The organism is Dactylosporangium cerinum, assembly GCF_042653625.1.
Taxonomy (GTDB): Bacteria; Actinomycetota; Actinomycetes; order Mycobacteriales; family Micromonosporaceae; genus Dactylosporangium; species Dactylosporangium cerinum.
This window is the reverse complement of record NZ_JBHSIU010000130.1, coordinates 222382-243226: the sequence shown is the minus strand read 5'-3', so window position 1 is coordinate 243226 and position 20845 is coordinate 222382. Positions and strand designations below refer to the sequence as shown.

General features: G+C 72.7%; 14 protein-coding genes. 1 reads left to right on the top strand and 13 read right to left on the bottom strand.

All coding sequences use genetic code 11. From position 1 onward, the window contains the following. Positions 1 to 15: 15 nt before the first annotated feature. The 12 genes from fxsT to ACFPIJ_RS59090 form a co-directional block, all read right to left on the bottom strand. Positions 16 to 3984 (bottom strand): FxSxx-COOH system tetratricopeptide repeat protein, encoded by a 3969-nt coding sequence (gene fxsT, locus ACFPIJ_RS59145; protein WP_380128352.1) that lies wholly within the window; start codon positions 3982 to 3984, stop codon positions 16 to 18. Positions 3985 to 3996: 12 nt separating this feature from the next. Next, positions 3997 to 5064: a hypothetical protein gene (locus ACFPIJ_RS59140; RefSeq protein ID WP_380128351.1), complete on the bottom strand. Its 1068-nt coding sequence runs from the start codon at positions 5062 to 5064 to the stop codon at positions 3997 to 3999. Positions 5065 to 5165: 101 nt separating this feature from the next. Further along, positions 5166 to 5981 (bottom strand): AAC(3) family N-acetyltransferase, encoded by an 816-nt coding sequence (locus tag ACFPIJ_RS59135; RefSeq protein WP_380128350.1) that lies wholly within the window; start codon positions 5979 to 5981, stop codon positions 5166 to 5168. Next, positions 5978 to 8356, bottom strand: coding sequence for an FxsB family cyclophane-forming radical SAM/SPASM peptide maturase (locus ACFPIJ_RS59130; protein WP_380128349.1), 2379 nt, complete (start codon positions 8354 to 8356; stop codon positions 5978 to 5980). The genes ACFPIJ_RS59135 and ACFPIJ_RS59130 overlap by 4 nt, the downstream gene beginning before the upstream one ends. 10 nt (positions 8357 to 8366) lie before the next feature. Next, the gene (locus ACFPIJ_RS59125) at positions 8367 to 8552 is read right to left on the bottom strand and encodes a hypothetical protein (RefSeq protein ID WP_380128348.1); all 186 of its coding nucleotides are present in this window, start codon (positions 8550 to 8552) and stop codon (positions 8367 to 8369) included. A gap of 261 nt (positions 8553 to 8813) precedes the next feature. Next, positions 8814 to 12263, bottom strand: a complete 3450-nt coding sequence (locus ACFPIJ_RS59120) for a tetratricopeptide repeat protein (protein WP_380128347.1) — start codon at positions 12261 to 12263, stop codon at positions 8814 to 8816. Between the two features lie 546 nt (positions 12264 to 12809). Further along, entirely contained in the window at positions 12810 to 13187 is a 378-nt protein-coding gene (locus ACFPIJ_RS59115; protein ID WP_380128346.1) for a DUF5655 domain-containing protein, read from the bottom strand. Positions 13188 to 13317: 130 nt separating this feature from the next. Then, positions 13318 to 14565: a hypothetical protein gene (locus ACFPIJ_RS59110; RefSeq protein WP_380128345.1), complete on the bottom strand. Its 1248-nt coding sequence runs from the start codon at positions 14563 to 14565 to the stop codon at positions 13318 to 13320. Between the two features lie 2 nt (positions 14566 to 14567). After that, a complete protein-coding gene (locus ACFPIJ_RS59105) occupies positions 14568 to 14903 on the bottom strand; it encodes a hypothetical protein (protein WP_380128344.1) in 336 nt (111 codons plus the stop codon). Next, complete coding sequence (locus ACFPIJ_RS59100) at positions 14900 to 15232, bottom strand: hypothetical protein (protein WP_380128343.1); 333 nt, start codon at positions 15230 to 15232, stop codon at positions 14900 to 14902. Before ACFPIJ_RS59100 ends, ACFPIJ_RS59105 begins: the two co-directional genes overlap by 4 nt. A 77-nt stretch (positions 15233 to 15309) precedes the next feature. Beyond that, the gene (locus ACFPIJ_RS59095) at positions 15310 to 16755 is read right to left on the bottom strand and encodes a glycosyltransferase family 2 protein (protein WP_380128342.1); all 1446 of its coding nucleotides are present in this window, start codon (positions 16753 to 16755) and stop codon (positions 15310 to 15312) included. A 51-nt stretch (positions 16756 to 16806) separates the two neighbouring features. Next, on the bottom strand, positions 16807 to 17787 hold the full coding sequence (locus ACFPIJ_RS59090; RefSeq protein WP_380128341.1) for a glycoside hydrolase family 5 protein: 981 nt from the start codon (positions 17785 to 17787) through the stop codon (positions 16807 to 16809). 367 nt (positions 17788 to 18154) lie between these two features. On the opposite strand from ACFPIJ_RS59090, the gene ACFPIJ_RS59085 reads away from it, so the two are divergent. Next, positions 18155 to 19486, top strand: a complete 1332-nt coding sequence (locus ACFPIJ_RS59085; protein ID WP_380128340.1) for a condensation domain-containing protein — start codon at positions 18155 to 18157, stop codon at positions 19484 to 19486. Here the strand turns inward: ACFPIJ_RS59085 and ACFPIJ_RS59080 are convergent. After that, positions 19483 to 20808, bottom strand: a complete 1326-nt coding sequence (locus tag ACFPIJ_RS59080) for a condensation domain-containing protein (protein WP_380128339.1) — start codon at positions 20806 to 20808, stop codon at positions 19483 to 19485. The genes ACFPIJ_RS59085 and ACFPIJ_RS59080 overlap by 4 nt on opposite strands. Between the last annotated feature and the right edge of the window lie 37 nt (positions 20809 to 20845).

Below are 20845 nucleotides of genomic sequence, written 5' to 3'. Positions count from 1 at the left end.
CCGGGACGGCGGGTCCTAGAACGGGTGCGGGTCGATGATGCGGCGCAGGAGGCGGCCGCGGCGCAGCGCCTGCACCGCCGGATGCCCCTGGCCGACCCGGTCGGCGAACTTGTCGATCGCGATGTTCACCCGCTCCTGATAGGCGTGACCGTGCACGCGCAGGTCGATGATGGCCCGGTTCGCCTCGCACCGCAGGGTGTGCGGGTGCTCGGGGCCGAGCACCTCGACGAGGTCCAGGGCCGCGTCCGCCATCAGGGTCCGGGCCACCTCGAAGTTGTTGTCGTCGGCCTCGACGACGGCCAGGTTCATCTGCGCGGCGAGCGCATAGGGGTGCTTCGGGCCCAGCACCTCCCGCATCCCCTCCATCGCCTCCCGGGCCAGCTCACGGGCCGTGCCCAGGTGGCCCTGGGCGCGGGTCGCCGCGGCCAGGTTGGTGACACAGACCAGCGTGTGCGGGTGGCGGGCGCCGAGCCGCTTCTCGTACGCCTCGCGGACCGCCCTGATCTCGGCCTCCGCGTCCTCCTCCTCCAGCTCGAACCGGTTCACCGAACGGCTCAGCCGGCAGGCGAGGGTCTCCGGATGGTCCGGGCCGAGTTCGGCCTTCAGGTGCTCCCACGCCTGGTCCAGCAGGCGGCCGGCCTCGTCCGGGCGGCCCGACGCGCGCAGCGAGACGGCCAGGTTGGCGCGGGCGTTGACCACGAACCGAGAGTCGGCACCCAGGACCACGGCGTAGGCGTCGCGGATCTCGGTGAGCAGGTTGATGGATTCCTCGAAGTCGCCGGCCTCCCGCAGGTCCCGCCCGAGCGAGGTGCCGGACAGCAGGGTGCTGGGGTGGTTCTTCGGCAGCCGTTCCTTGCGGGTCGCGTACACCTGCCGGTCCAGGTTCAGCGCCTCGCGCAGGTTGCCCATCAGCCGGTACGAGACTGCGAGGTTGCTGCGCGCGCGCAGGGTCAGCGCGTTCTCGTCGTTGAACTTGGCGCGGCGCCACGCCTCGTAGGTCTTCTGGTCCTGTTCGAGGGCGTCGGCGTAGCGGCCGAGGCTGCGCAGGTCGGCGGCGAAGCTGCCGGCGGTCATCAGGGTGTTGGGATGGTCCGGGCCGAGCAACGCCCGCTGGTCGTCCAGCACCTGCTGGTCCAGCTCCAGCGCCTCCTTGAACGCGCCCTTGTCGCGCAGGATGTTCGCCTTGTTGAACCGCAGCAGCAGCAGTTGCAGCCGGAGCGCCCGGGCCGCCTGGCCGGCGGCCTCGGCCTCGGTGTATCCGTCGAGCATGCCGGTCCACACGCGTTCGGTCCGCTCGGCGATCTCCAGGCCGCGGGCCGGGCTGCCGGTCAGGAAGAAGTACCGGACCCGGTCGATCAGCAGCTGGCGGACCTGCGCGCTGACGCAGCCCTCCGCGCCGGAGACCTCGATGTGCGGCCACAGCATCCGGTAGCGCGGCCAGTCCGCCGGGTCGTCGACCTCCATCGAGACCTGGACGGCGGCGATCAGCAGCAGGTGCACCTCGTGCCTGGTGCCCGACATCGTCTCCTCGGACATCCGGGACCGCACCACGTACTGCAGCAGCCGGTGGATCTCGATGTGGCCGCCGCGGACCCGGTCGGCGCCCGGCGCGCCGAACTCGCCCTGGTTGTCCACCCGGACCAGCGCCAGCCGGGTGATCTTCTCGACCAGTTGGCTCAGCATGAGGAGCATCTCGTTGGCCGTGACCATCGGGTCCTCGACGAACAGGTTCAGCGCCATCTTGCTGCTGTAGATCAGGTCGAGGGAGATCTCCGGTGCCATCACCGAGCACAGTTCCAGCATCCGGTACGCGGCCGGCTCCTGCTCCTGCAGCTGGTCCAGCGACAGCTTCCAGGCCGCGGCGACCCGATCGAGGTCGCGCTCGGAGCCGAGCAGCCCGAGGTTGCCCTTCTCGATCGCCTGCAGGTACTCCGTGACCGGCGAACCGGTCTCGTCGAGCCACGCGGCGGCGGCGGCGATGGCGATCGGCAGGTCGCCCAGCAGCTCGGCGATGCGGGCGGCGTCCGCGTCGTCGAGGCTCGGGAGGCGGGAGCGCAGATGCACGACGCTCTCCTGCCTCGTGAACTTCTCGACGGGGATGAGCTTGGCCTGCTCGCCCCAGACCGTCGTCTGGGCGATGACGATGACGTGCCCGCGGCCGGACGGCAGCAGCCCTTCGATCTTGGACGGGTCCTCGGCGTTGTCGAACAGCAGCAGCCACCGGGCGTAGGGCTCGCCCCGCGTCAGTGCCTGCTTCACCGCCTGCGCGGCCTCGGTCGTGCCGCCGGGCAGGGGGATGCCCATCCGCAGGCCGAACTGCTGGAGCTGCTCGTCGACCTCGGCGGTGGTGGCGTCCGCGTCGATCCACCAGACGGCGTCGTAGGAGTTGCGGTACCGGTTCGCGTACTCGATCGCCAGCTGGGACTTGCCGATCCCGCCAAGGCCGTGCAGCCCGACCAGGACCGTCGACTCGCCGCCCTCGCTCAGCCGCTCGCGCAGCGTGTCCAGCTCGGCCTCCCGGCCCGTGAACCGCAGGTTGCGCACCGGTGCCTGCACCACCTCCGGCGGCTGGGCCGGAAACCGGGGCGCGCCGACGAGGAGATCGGGCGCCGGCGGTGCGACGCCGACGAGCCGCAGGATCCGGTCGGCGGCCACGAGCGGGTCGAAGCCGCTGATCCGGGTGGTGTTGACGGCGTCGCTCGATCCGACGGGCGGCTGGTTACCCGCGACGTGCACGACGAGCGGCGGCCGGTCGGGTGGGCCGGCCGCGATCGGCCGGCCGGCGTCGCTGTCGCCGGCGTTGATGACCAGGTGCCGGGCCACGTCAGCGGCGGCCCCGGCGGCCCCGGCGGCGTCGTGCACGCGGATGCCCGACTCGCGGAGGATCCAGCCGATCCATTCCGCCCAGACGGCGCCGTTGCGGTCGTACCGCAGCGTCAGCTCGCTGTCGACGAGCGCCGCCATCCTGACGAACTGGGCCCGGACGCGCGCCCGGTCCGCCTGGTTCATCGGTGGCAGCCGCGTCACCGCGCCCTTGGTGATGTACCCCGTCATCGTCTCGAAGGCGGCCAGCAGCGTGCCGGGCTGCCCGCGCTCGTCCTCGAACGTCGCGAGGGTCTCCTCGTAGGCGTAGAAGGCCCGGTACGGCACCTCGACCGTCGTCCAGTACTGGTCGCGGTCGGTCTCGCTGAGACCTTCCGGCAGCCCGGCGAACCGCTGCTTCGCCACGAGCTTGCCGGTCTCCGCCTTCTTCAGCTCGGCCGGGTCGATCCGCATCGGCACCGGCAGCACCCGGATGCGGCGGGAACTGCGCGTGGACGGCGGGCCCGAGCGGATGGTCTTGCGGCTGATCGCCTGCGCGACCTCGGCCGCGCCATCGATGCCCTGCTCGCTCAGGGTGAAGCAGGTGACCAGCGTGTCCGGCAGGTGCACGGTGCAGATGTCCGCGACGTCGCTGAGCCCGGTCCGGCTGTCGATGAGCGTGTAGTCGTAGTTGGCCTTCATGTCCTCCCGCAGCGCGGTGAAGAACGTGTCGCCGTCGAGCTCCTCGTAGAAGTCGTCCCAGTTGAGCCCCGAGATCGACCGGCTGTAGTGGTGGTTGTGCCGCCCCGCGGACAGGAAGTCCAGCACGCCGCCGTTGCCGAACTCCCACTTGATGCTGAACGCCTCCTGGCTGACCCGCGCGTAGCGGGCGTGGTCGAGCCGGCCCGGCGCGCCGGGATCCACGAGCGAGGCCTTCCGCGCGGCCCCCTCGTATCGGCGGATCAGGTCGATGACCCCGCCCGTGCCGGCCAGCATGCTGTCGGTGATGAACGGGCGGAAGAACCGGTGCAGGCCCGGCGACTCCAGGTCCCAGTCGACCACGAGCACCCGCTGGCCGTGCGCGGCGAGGATCCAGGCGACGTTGGCCACGGCCATCGTGCGGCCGGTGCCGCCCTTGAACGAGTAGAAGGTGACCACCTGACCGTTGCGGCGCTCCGCCATCTCAGCCAATCCTCACTCGTCGTGGATCCGGATGCGTGGTGCGAACGGGCGCACCCGCTGGTGCTGCCGTCGTGCCGTCTCGTGCCGCTGCACCGCCAGCACGATCAGCTCACGCGCGGCGAGGACGGCCGGGTCGGGCGGCTCGGTGATCCGGGGCCTGGCCGGCCCCGCGGTGTCGCCGAAGACCTGGAACCGGCGCCACAGCTCGTCGGCGGCCTCCGGCGGGGGCATGCCGACACGCACCCGCACCACCCAGTCCGGCAGGAGCCGCAGGACGGCCCGCAGGTGCGCCGCGGCGGCGCCGGTCAGGTCCGCGTCCACCAGGAACAGCCCCGGCCGGTCGGCGTACTGCTGCCCGTCCACGTATTCGGTCACATGGACGTCGTGGACGTCGGGGTCGACGAGACCGGCGAGCTGGTCGGCCGCGGCGGCCAGCCGCTCGGAGTCCGCCGCGGCGAACCGCGTGATCAGGAAGCCGCCGGCCGGGCGGGGCCGCGGCGGGGGCACCGGCCGGATCAGCTCCCCCGGCGGCGGGCGCCCGTCGGCCACCGCGATGATCCACTCGCCGAGGAACGCGAGCACCCGGCGGTAGACGTCCTCGGTCTGCTTGCGGCGGCTCAGCGCGAGGAGCCCGTGCTCGGCGTACTCGGCGACCGGGGGCGCCATCGACGCGGCGTGGGTCAGTTCGGCGGCGCCGCCGTCGCGGGCCGGCTCCCACACCACCGGCAGGATCCGCAGGTCGGCCGATTCCTTCGCGACGGCGGTGAACGCGGTCCGCTCGGCCAGTGCCTGCTCGTCGCTGAGATATCCCTTGGAGTACAGCGCCACGAAGACGCGGGCCCGCTCCAGCGCGCGCCGCAGGACGTCCTCGCGCTGCGCGGCGTTGCAGGAGCGGAGCTCGCCGATCCGCCAGCCGATCTGCGCCCGGGGCCGCCGGTCGATCTCCCGGACGAGGTCCTGGAACACGGCCGACACCCAGTAGTCCCGGTCCTGTGCGGAGTCTTCGGACCCGTGCCCATGGCTCAGGTAGAAATACACACCGTCGGGCTGCGACCGCGCCTGGGAATCGACCGCCGTCACTTCAGATCCTGGCCATCCACATCACGCCCCTGCTGTTACCTGTGCGTTGCGTGGATCTCACCATACGGTGCGTGGTCGGCGGAAACCAGCACCGGAAAGGATCAACGGTGCCGGGCCATCCAGTCGACGGCGAAGTCGACCGATCGACGTATCGACAACACCCGAGCCTCCGTGTGACCGACCGGGCCGCGGGTGACGGCCGAGCCGGCGTCGCGCTCGAGGGCGGCGCCGAGCTCCTGGAAGTCACTGTCGTCGAGATCGACACCGGTGAACCCGCACTCCTGCCGGTGCCCGTCGGCGCGGACGAAGCAGCGGTACTGCTTGACCCGCAGCTGCGGCATCCGGTACTCGGCGAGGTGGAAGGCCGTGCAGGCGGCGTAGTCCACGCCCAGCAGCAGGGCCACGCCGTCGGCCCGGTACAGCGCGCCGAGCGGCGACCGGTCGCCGAGGTGACTGTCCAGCTCGTGCACGCGCATCAGCTCGGCCGCATCCGGCCCGACCGCCGCGAACGAGGTCTGCGGGTGGACGCTGCGCACCGCCGCCGGGTCCAGCCGGACCCGTTCGGCGAGGGCGCCCATCCCGAACGACGGGGTCGTGCGCGGGTCGAACCCCTCGATCCCGGCGATGTAGCGCCGCACCTCCTCGGGCCGCAGGCCGCTGGTCGCCGCCCGGAACACCGGGCTCGTCGTGGAGTTGTCCGGGGTCTGCGCGGGGACCACGATCGACGTGCCGGCGCCGAGCACCCGGCGCAGCGCGGCGAGCACCGTGTCGGCGCCGCCGTCGACGGGCCCGACGCGGCGCAGCGAGGTGTGCACCAGGACCGGCCGGCCCGGGGTGAGCCCGAGCACGGCGAACTGCGCGGCGAGGGAGTCGACGGTGGCGGGGGCGGTGGCGGTCGCCGGGCCGGCCGGGCTCACCGCGGCCAGCCCTGCACGGTCTCCGCCAGGTGCGCCACGAACCGCTCCCCCGACGGGGTCAGCGCGCCGGACCCGGCGAGGGCCGCGGCGGCATCGGCGGTCCACGCCCGGTACTGCTCGTAGTGCCGGCGGGTGGCGGCGTCGGCGCCCGGCCGTTCGGCCCGCCGCAGCCACATCTGGGTGACCGCGAGGTGGGCGTAGGTGCCCTGCAGGGCGCCCTCGACCGGCCGCGGGTCGGCCCGCCAGCCGACGGTGAGCCGCGCCCCGTGCCGCGGGTCGAACAGGTCGCACACGTCGAGCAGGGCGCCCAGGATGTTGTGCTGGAACTCGTGCACGACCATGACGGCCATGGCGTCCACGTCGGCCCGTGCCACGGCGACGGCGCCGAACGCCTGCCGGGCGGTTGAGCTGCGCAGCAGGCCGGTCGGGTCCTCCACGAGCGGGACGACCGCGCGCAGGCCGGCGGCGACGGCGTCGGCGTGGCCGGGCGCGTCCCGCCGCAGCACCTGCCAGGTCTCGCGCAGCGCCGCGGCCCACTCCCGGGCCGGCCCGGGGGCGAGCCGCTCGGCCGCCTTCCAGTCGTGGCAGTCCCGGTGCGGGTCCAGGTCCTCCAGGAGGACCTCGCCGGGGTCCGTGCCGACCCGCCGGTTCGGCAGCCATCGGGCGCCGGCCGGAGCGGCGCCCGGCTCTTCGGCGGGGTCGCCGAACGGCACCCGGGTCGTGGCGCCGCGGTGGATGAGCGTGCAGCCGTCGGGGTCGAGGTCGAGGCGCGCGATGCCGGCCGCCGGCCCGTCCAGCACCAGGGTGCCGAGCGTCGGCAGGTGCACCGTGCCGTCGCGGATCGGCACGTCGAGGTGGGTGCGCACGCCGGCGCGGACCGCGGCGGCGGCCGCGACGCAGGCCAGGTAGCCGCTGGAGGCGGTGTCCAACGAACGGCGGTGCAGCGCGTCGACCGCCCACACCCGCAGATACGGGTGGGTGAGCGTGGCGTCGACGGCGCCGGGCGCCTCCTGGTCGACGCGGGTGAGCAGGTCCCAGCCCCCGGCGGCGGTGGCGGACCCACCGCCGGCGACCGCGACGATCAGGGCCCGGGTCAGCGCCAGCTGGGTGTCGGCGAGGAACGCCACCGCGTCCGCGTCGGTGCGGCCCGAGCCGATCCGCTCGATCAGACCGGCCGGCAGGTGCTCGTCGGTGCGACCGTCCCGCGCGTGCCGCTCCGACGCGGCGGCGGCTCCGGCCGGGGACACGGCTTCGCGGTCGTTGAGCGACACGATCAGTTCCTTGAGGTCGGCGCAGTACGCGGAGGGGTTGTCGAAACCGTTCGCGGCACGGTACCGGTGGGCGAACAGCCCGCCGCCGCACTGCCGCACGACCGGGCAGGCGCGGCACTGCGCGGCGAGCGCGTCGAGGCCGACCTGCCGGCGGACGACGTCGGGCAGCCCGGCGACGGCGTCGACGGCGTCGGTGAAGACGTCGCGCCCGGTGCCGGCCGCACCGTCGAACGCGGTCTTGAGCGAGTCGACCTGCTCCCACGTGCCGTCGGTCTCCACCACGAGGAGGTCGGCCCGGTCCAGGCCGAGCCACTCGCTGCCGCTGGGCCCGCCCTCGCCCGTGGACCGGATCGACTCGAACATCCGGATCGACATCGGGCGGCCGTCGGCGGTCCACCGGTCGTGCACCGCGAGGAGCCAGTCCGCATACGGCGTGACGCCCGGACCGGACCCCGGCGGCGGCTGCTCCCAGGTCGCGTGCGGCAGCAACAGGTCCAGCCGCGGCGGCGCCTCGGCCCGCAACGCGGCGTAGACCGCCGCCGGATCGTTGGCCACGTCCACGGTGCACAGGAGGCCGGCATACTGGTCGCGGTACTCCGGCCGGCGCAGCAACGCCAGCCCGGCGAGCACCTTGGCGTGGCTGCTGGACCCGTTGGCATACCTGCGGTGCCGGTCGTTGGCGACCGCGTCGCCGTCCAGGGACACCCCCAGCCGGATGTCGTGCTTGACGAGCAGGTCGCAGAACGCCTCGGACAGCCGCACGCCGTTGGACTGCATCCGCAGGTCCAGCCGGGTCACCGGATCGATCCGGTTGCGCAGGATCGTGACGAGCTCGTCCAGCCGCTGCGGCCCGAGCAGCAACGGCTCACCACCGTGCAGGACGACTGTCACGGTGGTGAGCCGGTGAGCCGCCGCGTGCTCCGCGATCCGGTCCGCGGCGGCGTGCATGGTCCGTGGTGCCATCGTCGTGGGCTGCCGGCGCCAGCCCTGGTCGGCGTGCTCGTAGACGTAGCAGTGATCACACGCGAGGTCACACCGGCTGTGGACCTTCAGCACGTATTGACTGATCGGCCAGCGCTCGTCGGGCGGCCCCGCGTCGGTCACGACGACGCGGTCAGATGGACGATCCGAACCGGGCCACCCCGATGGCGCCGTGACCGGCGCCCTGCTGGCTCATGATCTGCTTGACCACGTCCTCGACGGCCTCGGCCTGAGTGACCGGGATACGGTCCAGCGGCGTGCGCCGCAGATTGTTGAGCGATGCCACCATGCTGGGGCGGCTCGATGCAACGGTCTCCACGATCTCGCTCTTCTCTGTGTGGGATCTGTCGATCGTTCCGGCGACCGACTCAGGCCCCCGTGCTCAGGGACCGTTTGTTGCATTACTCATCCGGGGCAGGCAGTTTGAGCAGGATCGATACCGGATACCGCGGCATCCAAGATCAAAACCCGGCGCAGACTGCCGATCGACATTATCTTCCCAGACCCCTACCTTGAAAACCGGCTGGATGGCCGAAGTTGCAAGTCGCGCCTATTGTTGTGGTGCAAAGAATTTCCATGATCATTCGGCGCCGTGCTGCCGGTGGGCCTGTTGCAGCAGTTCTTTGCCCTTGGCCGTGAGCTTTCCCTCCTGATCGTACGACTGCAGCAGCTCGACGGCCTCGCCCACCATCCGCCCGGCCGTCGGACCGTCGATGGTGTCAGCCAACTGCAACAGCGCGTAGGCGAGCTCCTCGGCGAGGTCGCCGCGCTCCCGGTTGCCCTCGTGCAGCCGCCGGCGGAACTGCACCCCGGCGCTGAGCAGCGTCTCCGCGCGGGCGGGCGGGTCCGGGCGGCCGCGCATCAACCTGCCCATCCGTTCGTAGAGGCTGGCGGTGTCCCGGGCGAACGTGGTGTTCTCCGGCTCGACCGCCAGCAGGCGCTGCGCACCGTCGAGGCCCCGCTTGTACAACGGTTCGGCGTCGGCCGGGCGCCCGTCATAAAAGGCGACATCACCCAGATTGGTGAGAAAGACCGTGGCGTCGCGGGCGAGGGTGGTGTTGCGGGAATCGGCCCTGATGAGCCGTTCGACGATCTCCAGGCCCTGTTCATACAGTTGCCGCGCCTCGGGCAGCCGGCCGTCGTCCAGGGCGACGTTGCCGAGGCTGTTGTACGAGCGGGAAAGATCACGCGCAAAGGTGGTGTTGTCCGGCTGCGAGTCGGCCAGCCGCCGGCGGATCCGCAACGCCTCCTCGTAGCGGGCCTTTCCCTCGGCGGACGCTTTCGCGTCCACGGCGAGATCACCCAACCGGTCATATGAGTTGGACAGGTCCCGGGCGACGTTCGCGTCCTCCGGGGCGGCCTCCATGAGCTTCTTGCGGATCGCCAGGCCCGTGTCGTACAGGCGTCTGGCTTCCTCCGCCCGGCGGTTCTCGGTGGCCAGGTCGCCGAGCTTGTCGTAGGACACCGACAGTTCCCGGGCGATCGTCGAGTCGTCCCGCAGCTGCTGTGCCAGCCGCTCGCGGATCTGCAGGCCCCGCCGGTACAGCGTCTCGGCCTGCTCCCGGGGCCCCTGCTCGGCCGCGACGTCGGCCAGCCGGTCGCAGGTCGTGGCCAGGGCGCGGGCGTGGTCCGGGTCGTCCGGTTCGAGCCGCCCCAGCCGTTCGCAGATGCGCAGGCTGCGCTGGTACAGCCGGCGGGCCTTCGCGGTCTGGCTGGAGCGGTGCGCCAGGTCCCCGAGCCGGTTGTAGGAGATGGTGAGCTCGCGGGCCAGGCGCAGGTTGTCCCGGTCGGCCGCCGACATGCGCAGGCGGATCACGAACCCGCGCACGTACAGCGCCTCGGCGCGGTCGCTGCGGCCGGACTTGCGGGCCAGGTCGCCGATCCGGTTGCACGACATGGCCAGGTCGAACAGCGCGTCCGCGCTGCGCGGCGACTGCCGCGCGAGGTCTTCGAGCCGCCCGGCGAGGTCGCCGGCCAGCAGCCGCTGCAGGCCGATCGCGATGTCCAGCCGCCCGGGCCGCCCGGCGACGCCGTGCGCCTCATGCTCGGCCCGGTCGACCAGGTCGGTGTGGCAGCCTGCGAGGGCCTCGGCGATCCGCCCGGCGCTCGTCGCGTCCGTGGCGGCGAGCCGGGCCAGCAGGTCCAGGCTCCGCGACACCTGCGCGTCGTCGGGCAGCGCGAGGACCGCCCGCAGCAGCGCCACGCCGCCGTCCTCCTGCTGCCCCAGGGTGGTGGCGACCAGCACCTCACCGAGCCGGTCCGGGCGCAGCGGGTTGATCCGCGCCGAGCCCGCGTACAGTCCGCGCAGCCACCGCACGGTCCGCCGGCGCAGCCCCGTGCCGTCCTCGGCGAACACCGGCAGGACCTCCAGCAGCGCCTCGCCCCGGCTGTCCCGGTCGGCCCCGGCGAGGGTGGCCAGGGCGACGGCGGTGCGGCGTTCCTGGTCCGTCAGCTCCGGCGGGGCGGCCAGGCTCCAGTAGCGCTCCTCGTGGTCCAGGGCCCGCTCGACCGGCATCCGGTCGGTGTCCGGCGCCCCGCCGGACCCACCGCCGGACCCGTTGCCCGACAGCGCATGGTCGAACGCCTCGAGCAGCACCTCCAGGGGCACCGCGTACCGCTCGGCGGTCAGGTCCAGGTCCGGGATCGCCAGCTGCGGCGGGTCGGTGAACCAGGCGGCGCGGAACGCCACCACGGCCTCCTCGTAGAGCCGCCGCCGCTGCCCGACCGGGATGCCGCGCACCTCGACCGGGTCCGGGGCGTCGTTGAGCACGTTGCGCAGCTGCACCCCGGCGGCCTTGCCGATCTCGCGCAGCACGTCGGTGTCGCCGGCCGCGGTGCGGGTCAGCAGCAGCACCCGCACCGGGGCGAGCTCCGACGCCCGGGTCTGCAGCCGGCCGAGCAGCACCCGCAGGGCGCCCGCGGCGAACGCCTCCACGTAGTCCACGACGATCAGCCGGGGCAGCGGCACGTCGGCCACGTCGAAGCCGGTGTCGGCGGCGGCCGCCGGCCCGTCCCAGAACCCGGCCAGCCAGCCGCGACCCTTCATGATCTTGCACAGCTCGATCGCGTACCGGGTCTTGCCCGCCCCGCCCGGGCCGGTGAACCGCCACACCTCCATGGCGCTGGCCTGCTCGCACCAGCGCTGCACGTCCTCCAGCTCGCGGTCGCGGAAGAGGTACGGCACCACGCCCGCGTCGGCCAGCAGCATCTCCGCAGGCAGCGACCTGGCCTTGCGCTGGAACCGGGTCAGGGGCGGCGCGAGCGACGTCTCGGCCGCCGGCATCTTCAGCACCCGGTGCCACGACGCCCGGTCGGCCAGCACGGCCGCGACCCCCAGCTCGCGGACCTCCCGGAACTTCTCGGCGAGGTCCGGCGGCACGCCGAGCAGCTCCGGCAGGTCGCCGAGCAGCGCGGCGATCGGCGTCGCGAGGCCACCCAGGTCGCTGTACACGTCCCGGGAGCTCACCACCATCCCCACGACCCCCCGCTGCACCGGGCACACCAGCGGCGCACCGGACAGCCCGGCAGCGGCCTGACCCGCCTTCAGCTGCAGGTAGCGGTCGCTGGTCTCGCCCTCGAAGTCGAACGTCGCCGGCCCACCCGACGGCGTCACCCTGGGCTCGCGGACCGGGAACCCGTAGGCGTGGCAGGTCTTCACCGGGTGCCGGGTGTCCAGCCACACGCAGGGGTGCTGCCCGACCCACTCCCGCGTCGGCCGCAGCCGCACCAGCGCCACGTCTGGGAACGGCCACACGCCGGTGCCGTGGCCCGGCGCCGACCGCACGACGACCTCGCCGTCCACGTCGGTGGTGCCGACGTCCTGGTCGCTCGGGGTCACCGACACGATCGGCAGCTCCACCCGCTCGTCGAGGTCGTAGACGACGTGCGCGGCCGTCATCACCCATCCGGGTGCCACGAAGAACCCGCTGCCCAGCGGCCGCCCGTCCGGGTGGTTGATCCGGACCGTGTGCCGGCGCAGCTGCCAGGAGTCGACCGTCGTCTCGTTGGCCAGCCAGCTAAGGCCCGTCATGCCGCTCGGCGTTGAACTCGACGTCGCCGATCCCTACCAACTGCGCGGGCCCGCGCCGGGGCTCACCGGGTTGCATCGCGCACCCTTTCGACTCGCATCGTCTCGGCACCGCCGGGGCGCGGCGCTGCCGATCAAGCGTGGCCGAGCGCCCGGAGCCGACGCAAGTCCCCGGACGGCGGCAACCGCCGGGCGCATCATCGACTCCGGTTGTTCGATCGGCTTCCATGGTGCGCCCCTCCGTCCACACCGGACGCGCCGCCGTTCAGCGCCGGTCTCCGCCACCCGGCCCGCAGGAGATCTGCGCCCGTGAACGCCGACCGGTCCGGCGGCATCGCCTGGGCCACCGACCGCGGCCCGGCCGACGCCAACCGCCTCGAGCGCCTCCTCACCCTCCTGACGGACAGCCTGCGCCGGCGGTGACTCCGGCTCAGGCGCCGCCGGTCGCTTCGCCCGTCCGCGCGAGGAAGGTCCCGACGAGCATGTCCGTGCCGCGCTGCCCGGGCACCGGTCGCTCGTGTTCAACCCTGGCGAGGCCCGGATCCACGATCACGGGCTCGCGAGGTGCTCGCCCCGGCCGACCTGGTAGGCCTCCGCCAGCCAGCCGGCGAAGTCGTCGTCGAGCTCGCCGAGCGAGACGACGCGGTAGCGGTTGACGAACAGGCGCTTCGTGTACGGCGTGGCCCGGCGGATCCGTGGATCCTGCAGGGGCCGCTGCAGATCGAGGTACCCCTCCAGCCACCGCGCGCCCGGGCTCGCGCCGGCGAACCCCCGCCGGGTCCCCTTCAGGGTGATCGCGGTCTTCGCCACGGCGTAGGTGAACGGCCCGCACGCCTCGGCCAGCTCGATGAACCGATGGTAGAGCGCGGCGATCCCGGCGGGCCGACCCGCCAGGTGCCGCGCTACAGTCCACTCATCTTCGTCCATGCGGCCGATGGTATCGGCCGGCTCGGTCACCGTTACAGCGTCACCGGGACGGGGTTGTCGGGCACGAGGGTGGCCAGCGAGACGTGCGGCCAGGTCAGGCCGTTGAAGTTCAGCAGCGGGCGCGGCTGCCCTACCGGCCGGCCACCGCGACCGGCGCGGCGGTGTCGCGCCGCCGGGAACCCAGGCCGACCAGGGCCGCCCCGGTCGAGATCATCGAGGCGCCGACCAGGATCAGGTTGACCAGTCCGAGGCCGGTCACCGCGAGCATCGACGGCACCACATTGGCGGCGTAGGTCGACTCCGCGGTCTGCCCGTAGGCGTCGATCACCCGGTACCGGACCGCCTTCGCGTGGCCGGTGAAGCCGTTCACGGCCACGAAGCTGATCTTCCCGTTCGCCGGCTGCAGGATGTAGGTGCCCTGCCCCGGGATCCGCACCAGCGTCGCCATCCGGCCGCGCGCGTCGAGCAGCGTGATCGACCCGCCGCTGGGCACCGCCAGCTGCGCCGTCCGCGTCTCGTCCACCGGTCCGGTGGTGGTGCGCGACGGCGTCTCCGGTGGGCCGGGGATCGTCACCAGCGGCGTGTAGGTCGCGTTCGCGGTCTGCCCGTAGGCGTCGGTCACCATGTACGGGACCGGCGGCAGCTGGCCGTGGAAGCCGAGCACCGGCGTGAACGTCACGAGCGCGTTGCCCGCCTGCTGCGACGGGTTCGGCACCGTGCCGGCGGCGGCCGCGGTGGCCGTCGCGGCGGCCGCAGTGGCCGGCGCGAGGGTCAGCGTGTAGGCGCCCTTGGCCTCGATGAACAGCGACGTGGTCGGGTTGCCGTTCGCGTCGATCAGCGCGATGCTGCCGCTCGCCGGCACCGGCAGCGTCGCCGTCTGCGGCGTGACACCGACGCCGGACGTGGTGCGGTCCGGCGCGGCCGGCGGCGGCGGTTTCGTGACGGTCGCCGTGTACGTGGAGTCGTCGTGCTGCTGGTATGCGTCGGTCACGCGGTAGGCGACGGATCCCGCGACGCCGACGAAGCCGGCCACCGGGTTGAACGTGAGCCGCTGGTCGGTCCCGCTCCAGCCGTACGTGCCCTCGCCGGACCGCGTCACCGTGGACACCGCACTGCCGCCGTCGAGCAGGGTCACCGTCACGCCGTCGGGCACGTCGACGGCGGCCGACTGCGCGGCCGTCCCCGGTCCGGTGCTCGTCTTCGCCACCGCGTGCGGCGGCGCGGGTCTGGTGACCGTCGGCGTGTACGTCGAGGCGGCGGTGAGACCCTGGCTGTCGGTGATCCGGTACCCGGCCGGCGTGGCGACCCCGGCGAATCCCTTGACGGGCGTGAACGTGAGGACGGACCCGGTGCGGGTGTAGGTGCCCTGCTGCGCCACGGTCACCGTGGTGGCCGGCTGGCCGCCGGTGTCCAGCGCGTCACCGTGCAGCCCTCGCAGCTCGCCACGGTCGCGGTCTGGGGCGTGGTGCCCACGCCGGTGCTCGTCAGCGGCGCCGCCGCCGGCCCCGGGGGCGGTCCGACGGTCGGGGTGTAGGTCGAGGTGGCCGACAGTCCCTCGGCCGTCAGCTTGTACGTGACCGGTGTCGCGACGCCGGTGAAGCCGTTCGCGGGGGTGAAGGTGATGACGCCCGTGCCCGCGTCGAGGGTGTACGTGCCCTCGGCGGGCACCACCGTCACGGTGGCCGCCGGCTGGCTGCCGCTGTCCAGCAGGGTCACCGTGCCGTCGAACGGGATGGTCCGGGCGTGACGGTGAGGGTCCCGGTGGTGAAGCCGCCACCGCCGCCCTTGGCCTCAAGGCCGTTTGCGCCGCCGGCGCCCCAGAGCTTCAGGCGGAGACTGGTCACGCCGGCCGGGACGGTGAACGTCTGGTCGGCGCCGGTGTAGCCGAAGCGGACGCAGTTGGTGTAGCTCACCGGTGTGCACGTGGTCGACGCCGCCGCGGCGGTGACTCCCGGCCCGAACACGCACAGCGGCACCGCCAGCGTGCCCAGCACGGTGGTGGCCACCAGCCGCCGGTTCCTCAAAGTGAGTGTCAAGCTGCTCATCCCCCGTATGTCAAGCAGGCTGACTCACCCTAAACGGCATAAACTCCTCTATAAGGATGATTCCCATAAAAAGGGCGTCACGAGGGTTTCGCGATGACCAGGAACTTGTTCTCGGTGTGCCGGGCGAACTTCAGGAACCCGCGCAGCCCCGGGATGCTCTCCATCAGCCCGAAGATCGGGATCAGCAGGATCACCGCGAGGGACTCCCACCAGCGGCGCCGGGGGTCGGCGGACACCTCGGCGTTGACCCGCAGGCCCTCCCAGTACATCCAGATCACGTACGCCATGTTCAGCGCCCAGAGCGGGATGACCAGGTACGTCACCGGCGAGGTGTTGGGGTCGGCGATCAGCACCCCGATGAGCATCACCACGCCGACGTTCTGGATCGGGCCGACCACCCACGACATCACCGAATACCCGAGCAGCAGCCGGTTGCGCAGCTGCAGCGACCGGTTGAACACCAGGCCGGCGAGGCCCCAGGACCAGCGTTCGCGCTGCCGGAAGAAGTCCCGGAGGCAGGCAGGCGACGCGCCGTAGCACCGGCCCCCGAACCAGCCGCTGCGCCCCTCGTAGCGGGCGCAGAAGATCAGGGCGAACTGGGCGTCCTCGACGATGCTGCGCGGTCCGAAGTCCCAGCCGATCGTCGCCTCGATCGAGGCCCGCACCAGCAGGAGCTCACCGTGCACACCGGCGCGTGGTGTGCCGCTGCCCGTCCAGGCGGAGAAACGCCCCACGTCCTCGGCCGGCCGGGCCGAGTCCGCGAGCCAGGTGAGCCGGTTCATGGCGTATTCGCGCGGGTACGTCAGGATGCCCTGGGCGAGGTGTTTGCCGTTGCGGCCCGCCTGGGCCTGTTCCTCGATGAACCGGGCGACGGCCAGTGCGGTGTCGGGTCCCACGCCGGTGTCGTCGTCCATGTGCAGCACCCACGTGTCGTCGCGGTGCTCCTGCTCGCAGATGCGCAGTTCGTGCGAGTAGTGGGTGGCGCGCGCCTTGAACCTCGTCCCGTTGGCGGTGCGGTACCACCGCGGCACGGTGACCACCCGGATCAGCGGGCTCCCGGCGGCCAGTTCGGCGATCCGGTCCGCCGCCTCGCAGCCCTCGTCGACGACGATGTCGATCCTGAGCCGCGGGAAGCAGCGCGGGAGGAAGGTCACGTAGGACAGGACGGAGCGTTCGAGCGCCGGGTAGGTGTCGTGCCGGCCGACGGTGGGCACGACCACGATCAGGAAGCTCCCGCTGATCGTCAGCCCGTGGCCGTGCCACCGGGCCGCCGACGCGCGCAGCGCCCTGCGGGTCCGCCGGATGCCGACGATGCCGGTGAGCGTGGTGAAGATCGGCCACGTCCACATCACCGTCAGCGGCCAGCCGAGCACCCCGGGGGTCGGCCCGGCGGCCCAGAAGTCACTTGCCACGATGACCACGTACGCGACGATCAGCGGCTGGTACGCCGGCCGCCAGCGGGACAGCCTGCGGTGCAGCTCCCGCGCCTGCTGGGGCACGTCCCTGTCCCGGGGTGTTGCCATCGAACGTTCCACGTCGGCTCTCCCCTCGTGGTCCCGGCCGGGACCGCCGTTCTACCCGGCCGCCGCCTCCCTACCGCCGTAGACGGTGGCCTCCTTGGCGGTCGCCCGGATGCCGTCGGCGCCGTCGAAGATGCGCCGCCCCCAGGCCGTCGGCTGGCCGGCGTCGAAGCCGGCGGCCATGTCGAGGTATTCGACGCCGCCGCTGTTGCCGGCCCATGACCAGCCCAGGTAGCCGATCCCGCGGGCCTGCGCCTCGCTCATGACGGTGTCGGCGGCCACGCCGCCGTCGGTGTGCTTCCACCCGAACTCGCCGACGACAAGCGGCAACCCGGCGTCGCGGAAGGCGTCGTAGTAGTCGGTGACCTTGGCCGCGGTGCTGTACACGCCGTACATGTGGACCGAGAACACGATGTTGTGCAGTGGATCGTCGGCGAACACCGCCGGGGCGTTGCCGCGCATGACGCCCGACCAGTCCTGCCCCCAGTTCGGCCCGTCGACCATGACGAGGTGCTTCAGACCGGCCGCGCGCAGCTTCGTGACCGCGCCGTTCGTCGCACCGGTCCAGCCGGCGGTGTCGTTGTTGCCGAACGGCTCGTTGCCGACGTTGATGACGACGTAGTCCTCCTGGCCGGCAAGCACCTGTCGCAGCCCGACCCAGTAGTCCGCGGCCGCTTCGAGGGGGACGGAGTCGCGGTCCTCGCCGTATCCGGTGGTGCCGTGGAACTCCAGGACGCAGATCAGCCGGTGCCGCTTGCACGTCGAGATGACGTCGGCCACCTCGCCCGCCCCGACGTCGGCCGTCAGCACCACCCGCACGGTGTTGGCGCCCAGCCGTTTGATGTCGGCGAACGACTGGTTCTGGTCCTTGTACCAGGCGTACGGGTGGCTGACGCCCCGCATGACGAAGGCCGCTCCGTTGCCCTCGACGATGTTCCTGCCGCTGACGTGCAGACCGGCCCCGTGCGGCAAGGTCTGAGTCGAGCGGGCCGGTTGCCGGGCGGCGAACCCGAACGCGATGAGTGCGACGCACACCACTCCGACGATAACGGCTGTCCTTCTCATGATCTCCCTAGGCGACGGTGCGGACCCGGATGGGCGCGGGCGACCCCCGCCGCCGGGCACGCATGCGTCGGCGGCGCTGAATCAGGCGGGAAAGCCGGCCCGCAGCGGTGCGGTCAGATGCCGCGCCGGACCGGCGGCTGTCCGCGGGCCCGGCAAATGCCGTCGAGTGTACGACCCGGCCAATCACCCGCAAAGCCACTCGAATTCGCAGGATGTGCCCGTTCTGGCCGGCCGCCACAGGGCCGGTTGCCGCATAGCTCGGCGTATCTGTAAAGAAACTGTACGATGCTGCCCGGGTGATCGATGGACGTCACGGGACCACGGAAGGACCGGTGGCATGACAGCACAGATCATGGTTGCGTTCGAGGGCGAGGGTTCCGGCGTCGACGACCTGTCCTGGGGCCAGCTGGATCTCTGGATGGCGATGCGGCGCCAGAACTCCTGGCTGCCGATGGGCGGCGCGACCCCGTTGCCCGACGGCACCGAGCTCACCGACGTCGTGGACAACCTCCGCTATCTGATGAGCCGCTACCAGTCGATGCGGACCCGGCTGCGCTTCGACGCCGACGGCCGGCCGGCCCAGGTGGTGTCCGGTTCGGGGGAGATCGCCCTCGATGTCGTCGACGCGGGCGACGACGACCCGGCCCAGGTCGCCGACGCGCTGCGGCGCAGCTACGAGGAGACCGGCTACGACTTCGAGACGCAGTGGCCGCTGCGCATGGGCGTGGTGCTGCATGACGGGCGGCCGGCGCACCTGGTCGCCATCATGTGCCACCTGGTCACGGACGGTTCGGGCGCCGCGGTGATGATCGCCGAGTCCGGCGCGCGGGTGACCACGCCGGTCCGGGGGATGCAGCCCCTCGAACAGGCCCGCTGGCAGCGTTCGCCGGCCGGGGTCCGGCAGAACGAGGCGGCACTGCGGTACTGGGAACGGCTGCTGCGGACCATCCCGGCGCGCCGGTTCGCCGGCTCGGACGACCCGCGGACGCCACGCCACTGGCGGGGCGAGTTCAGCTCGCCCGCGCTGCACCTGGCGACGCAGGCGATCGCCGACCGGGCGGGCATGGACGCCTCGCCGGTGCTCATGGCCGTCTACGGGGTGGCCCTGCACCGGATGACCGGGATCAATCCGGTGGTGTTCCGGCCCACGGTGAACAACCGGTTCCGCCCCGCGCTCGCCGACGTGGTGTGCACGGTTGCCGAGAGCGGCCTGTGCGCGCTGGACGTCGCCGGGGTGCCGTTCGCCGAGGCGCTGTCGCGGACCCAGCGGGCGGCGATGGCGGCGTACAAGCACGCGTACTTCCACCCGGTGGACCTCGACGACCTGATCACGCGGGTGGCCCGGGAGCGGGACCCGGACTTCGACCTCGGCTGCTTCTACAACGACCGCCGCATCACCACGCGGGGCGGCCCGACCGGCCCGGCACCGGCACCGGCCCAGATCCGCGAGGCGCACGCCGCCGGCCGCACCACGTTCCGCTGGACGATCCGGCAGGACGACCCCTTCGAGCGGCTGTTCGTCCACATCGACGACGTGCCGGACACCGTCCAGATCACCGTGTTCATGGACACCCACTTCGTCTCCCCCGGCGACGCGGAGGCGTTCCTGTTCGGGATGGAGACGGTCGCCGTCGAGGCCGCGCTGGAGCTGGTGCCCCAACCGAGCTAGCCGGACGCGCGCTCCAGCACGTCCTCGACGTGCCGGAGCATGTCGCCGGCCGCCGGCGCCCAGGCCGTGTCGCGGTGGCAGGCGATCGTCATCAGCGCCGCGGCCGGCCGGTGCTGGACCGACAGGATGTAGCGCGACCCGCCGGGGCGGTCCGGCTGCTCGGTGATGCGGTCCTGGACGGCCGGATCGGTGAAGGGGATCGCCTCGGCGCCGAGGGAGCGGCTGTTCGCCGCGCTGCCCACGATGGAGGCGTCGATGTAGTTGAACCGGGCGACGGCCGCGCCCGCCGCCGCGAGGTCGCCGAGGACCTCGGCGCCGATCGCCGTGGCGCTGACCGGGTCGAGGTTGGCGAACCGGTGGCCGTGCAACTGGTTGCTGGCCGTGGCCGCCAGCCGGGCCGCCAGGTCGCCGGTCCCCGGCACGAGGACCGGCACCGGCATGACCGCCTTGCGCACCGACGCCTGCGTGCCGGCCGACAGCCGGTTCGCGGCGAGGGACCGGATGCCCGCGCACGGCGAACCCTCGACCTGGCTGATCGCCGAGCCGAACGCGGTCAAATAGATCGCCGACACCGGCAGCCCGGTCCGGGTGGCGACGGCCTGCGCGGCCCGGGCGGCACGCGCCGAGGCGAGCCAGCGGGACTGGAGCACCGGCTCCGCCGGCACCGGCCCGCCGCCCGGGCGCCACCCGGACAGCCCGTCGCGCAGCGCGCCAAGCTGGCGCCGCCAGTGCGCCTCCGCCCGCGCGGCATAGGCGCGGCCCGATCCGGAGCGCTCCCACTCGGCGGTTTCCAGGGGCTGCTCCGGCGCGGGCCGGCCGTCGAACGCCGGCCGTCCGCTCGCGCGGTTGCGCAAAGCGTGCAAGAAGTCGCCGCGGAGCACCCGCATGCCCCATCCGTCGACCGCGGAATGATCGACGACGATGCCGATCCGGTGCACGGCGCCGGCGGCGACCTCCAGCACGAACAGCACCGGCGGCTGCTCGGCGAGCCGGAACGGGGTCGCGGCGGCGTCGGCCAGGGCCTGATCCGCCTCCGGGCCGGCCGGGGCGACCCGGACCACCTCGCCGAGCCGCGGAGCCGCCGGAAGGACGTGCTGCTCGCGGCCCGCGGGGCCGGCGACGGGCAGGAGCGTGCGCAGCCCCTCGTGCCGGTCGAGCAGGTCACCGATCGCCGCCAGGACCACCCCCAACCGGGCGCCGGCGCCGTCGACGACGCCGGTGAAGTTGGCCGCGGAGGACCACGGCGAGTCGGTGTCGATGCCGACGTCCATGAACCACTCACGTTGCGCGCAGGTGAGCGGCCCGCGCCGAGTCGAGTTCATTCCCGTTCCTGTCCAGTTTCTAAAGTCGACTGCGTTG

Coding starts and splice junctions, on each gene's coding strand:
- fxsT (WP_380128352.1), bottom strand. CDS start 3,984: ATGGCGGAGCGCCGCAACGGTCAGGTGGTCACCTTCTACTCGTTCAAG.
- ACFPIJ_RS59120 (WP_380128347.1), bottom strand. CDS start 12,263: ATGACGGGCCTTAGCTGGCTGGCCAACGAGACGACGGTCGACTCCTGG.
- ACFPIJ_RS59115 (WP_380128346.1), bottom strand. CDS start 13,187: ATGGACGAAGATGAGTGGACTGTAGCGCGGCACCTGGCGGGTCGGCCC.
- ACFPIJ_RS59100 (WP_380128343.1), bottom strand. CDS start 15,232: ATGAGCAGCTTGACACTCACTTTGAGGAACCGGCGGCTGGTGGCCACC.
- ACFPIJ_RS59095 (WP_380128342.1), bottom strand. CDS start 16,755: ATGGCAACACCCCGGGACAGGGACGTGCCCCAGCAGGCGCGGGAGCTG.
- ACFPIJ_RS59085 (WP_380128340.1), top strand. CDS start 18,155: ATGACAGCACAGATCATGGTTGCGTTCGAGGGCGAGGGTTCCGGCGTC.
- ACFPIJ_RS59080 (WP_380128339.1), bottom strand. CDS start 20,808: ATGAACTCGACTCGGCGCGGGCCGCTCACCTGCGCGCAACGTGAGTGG.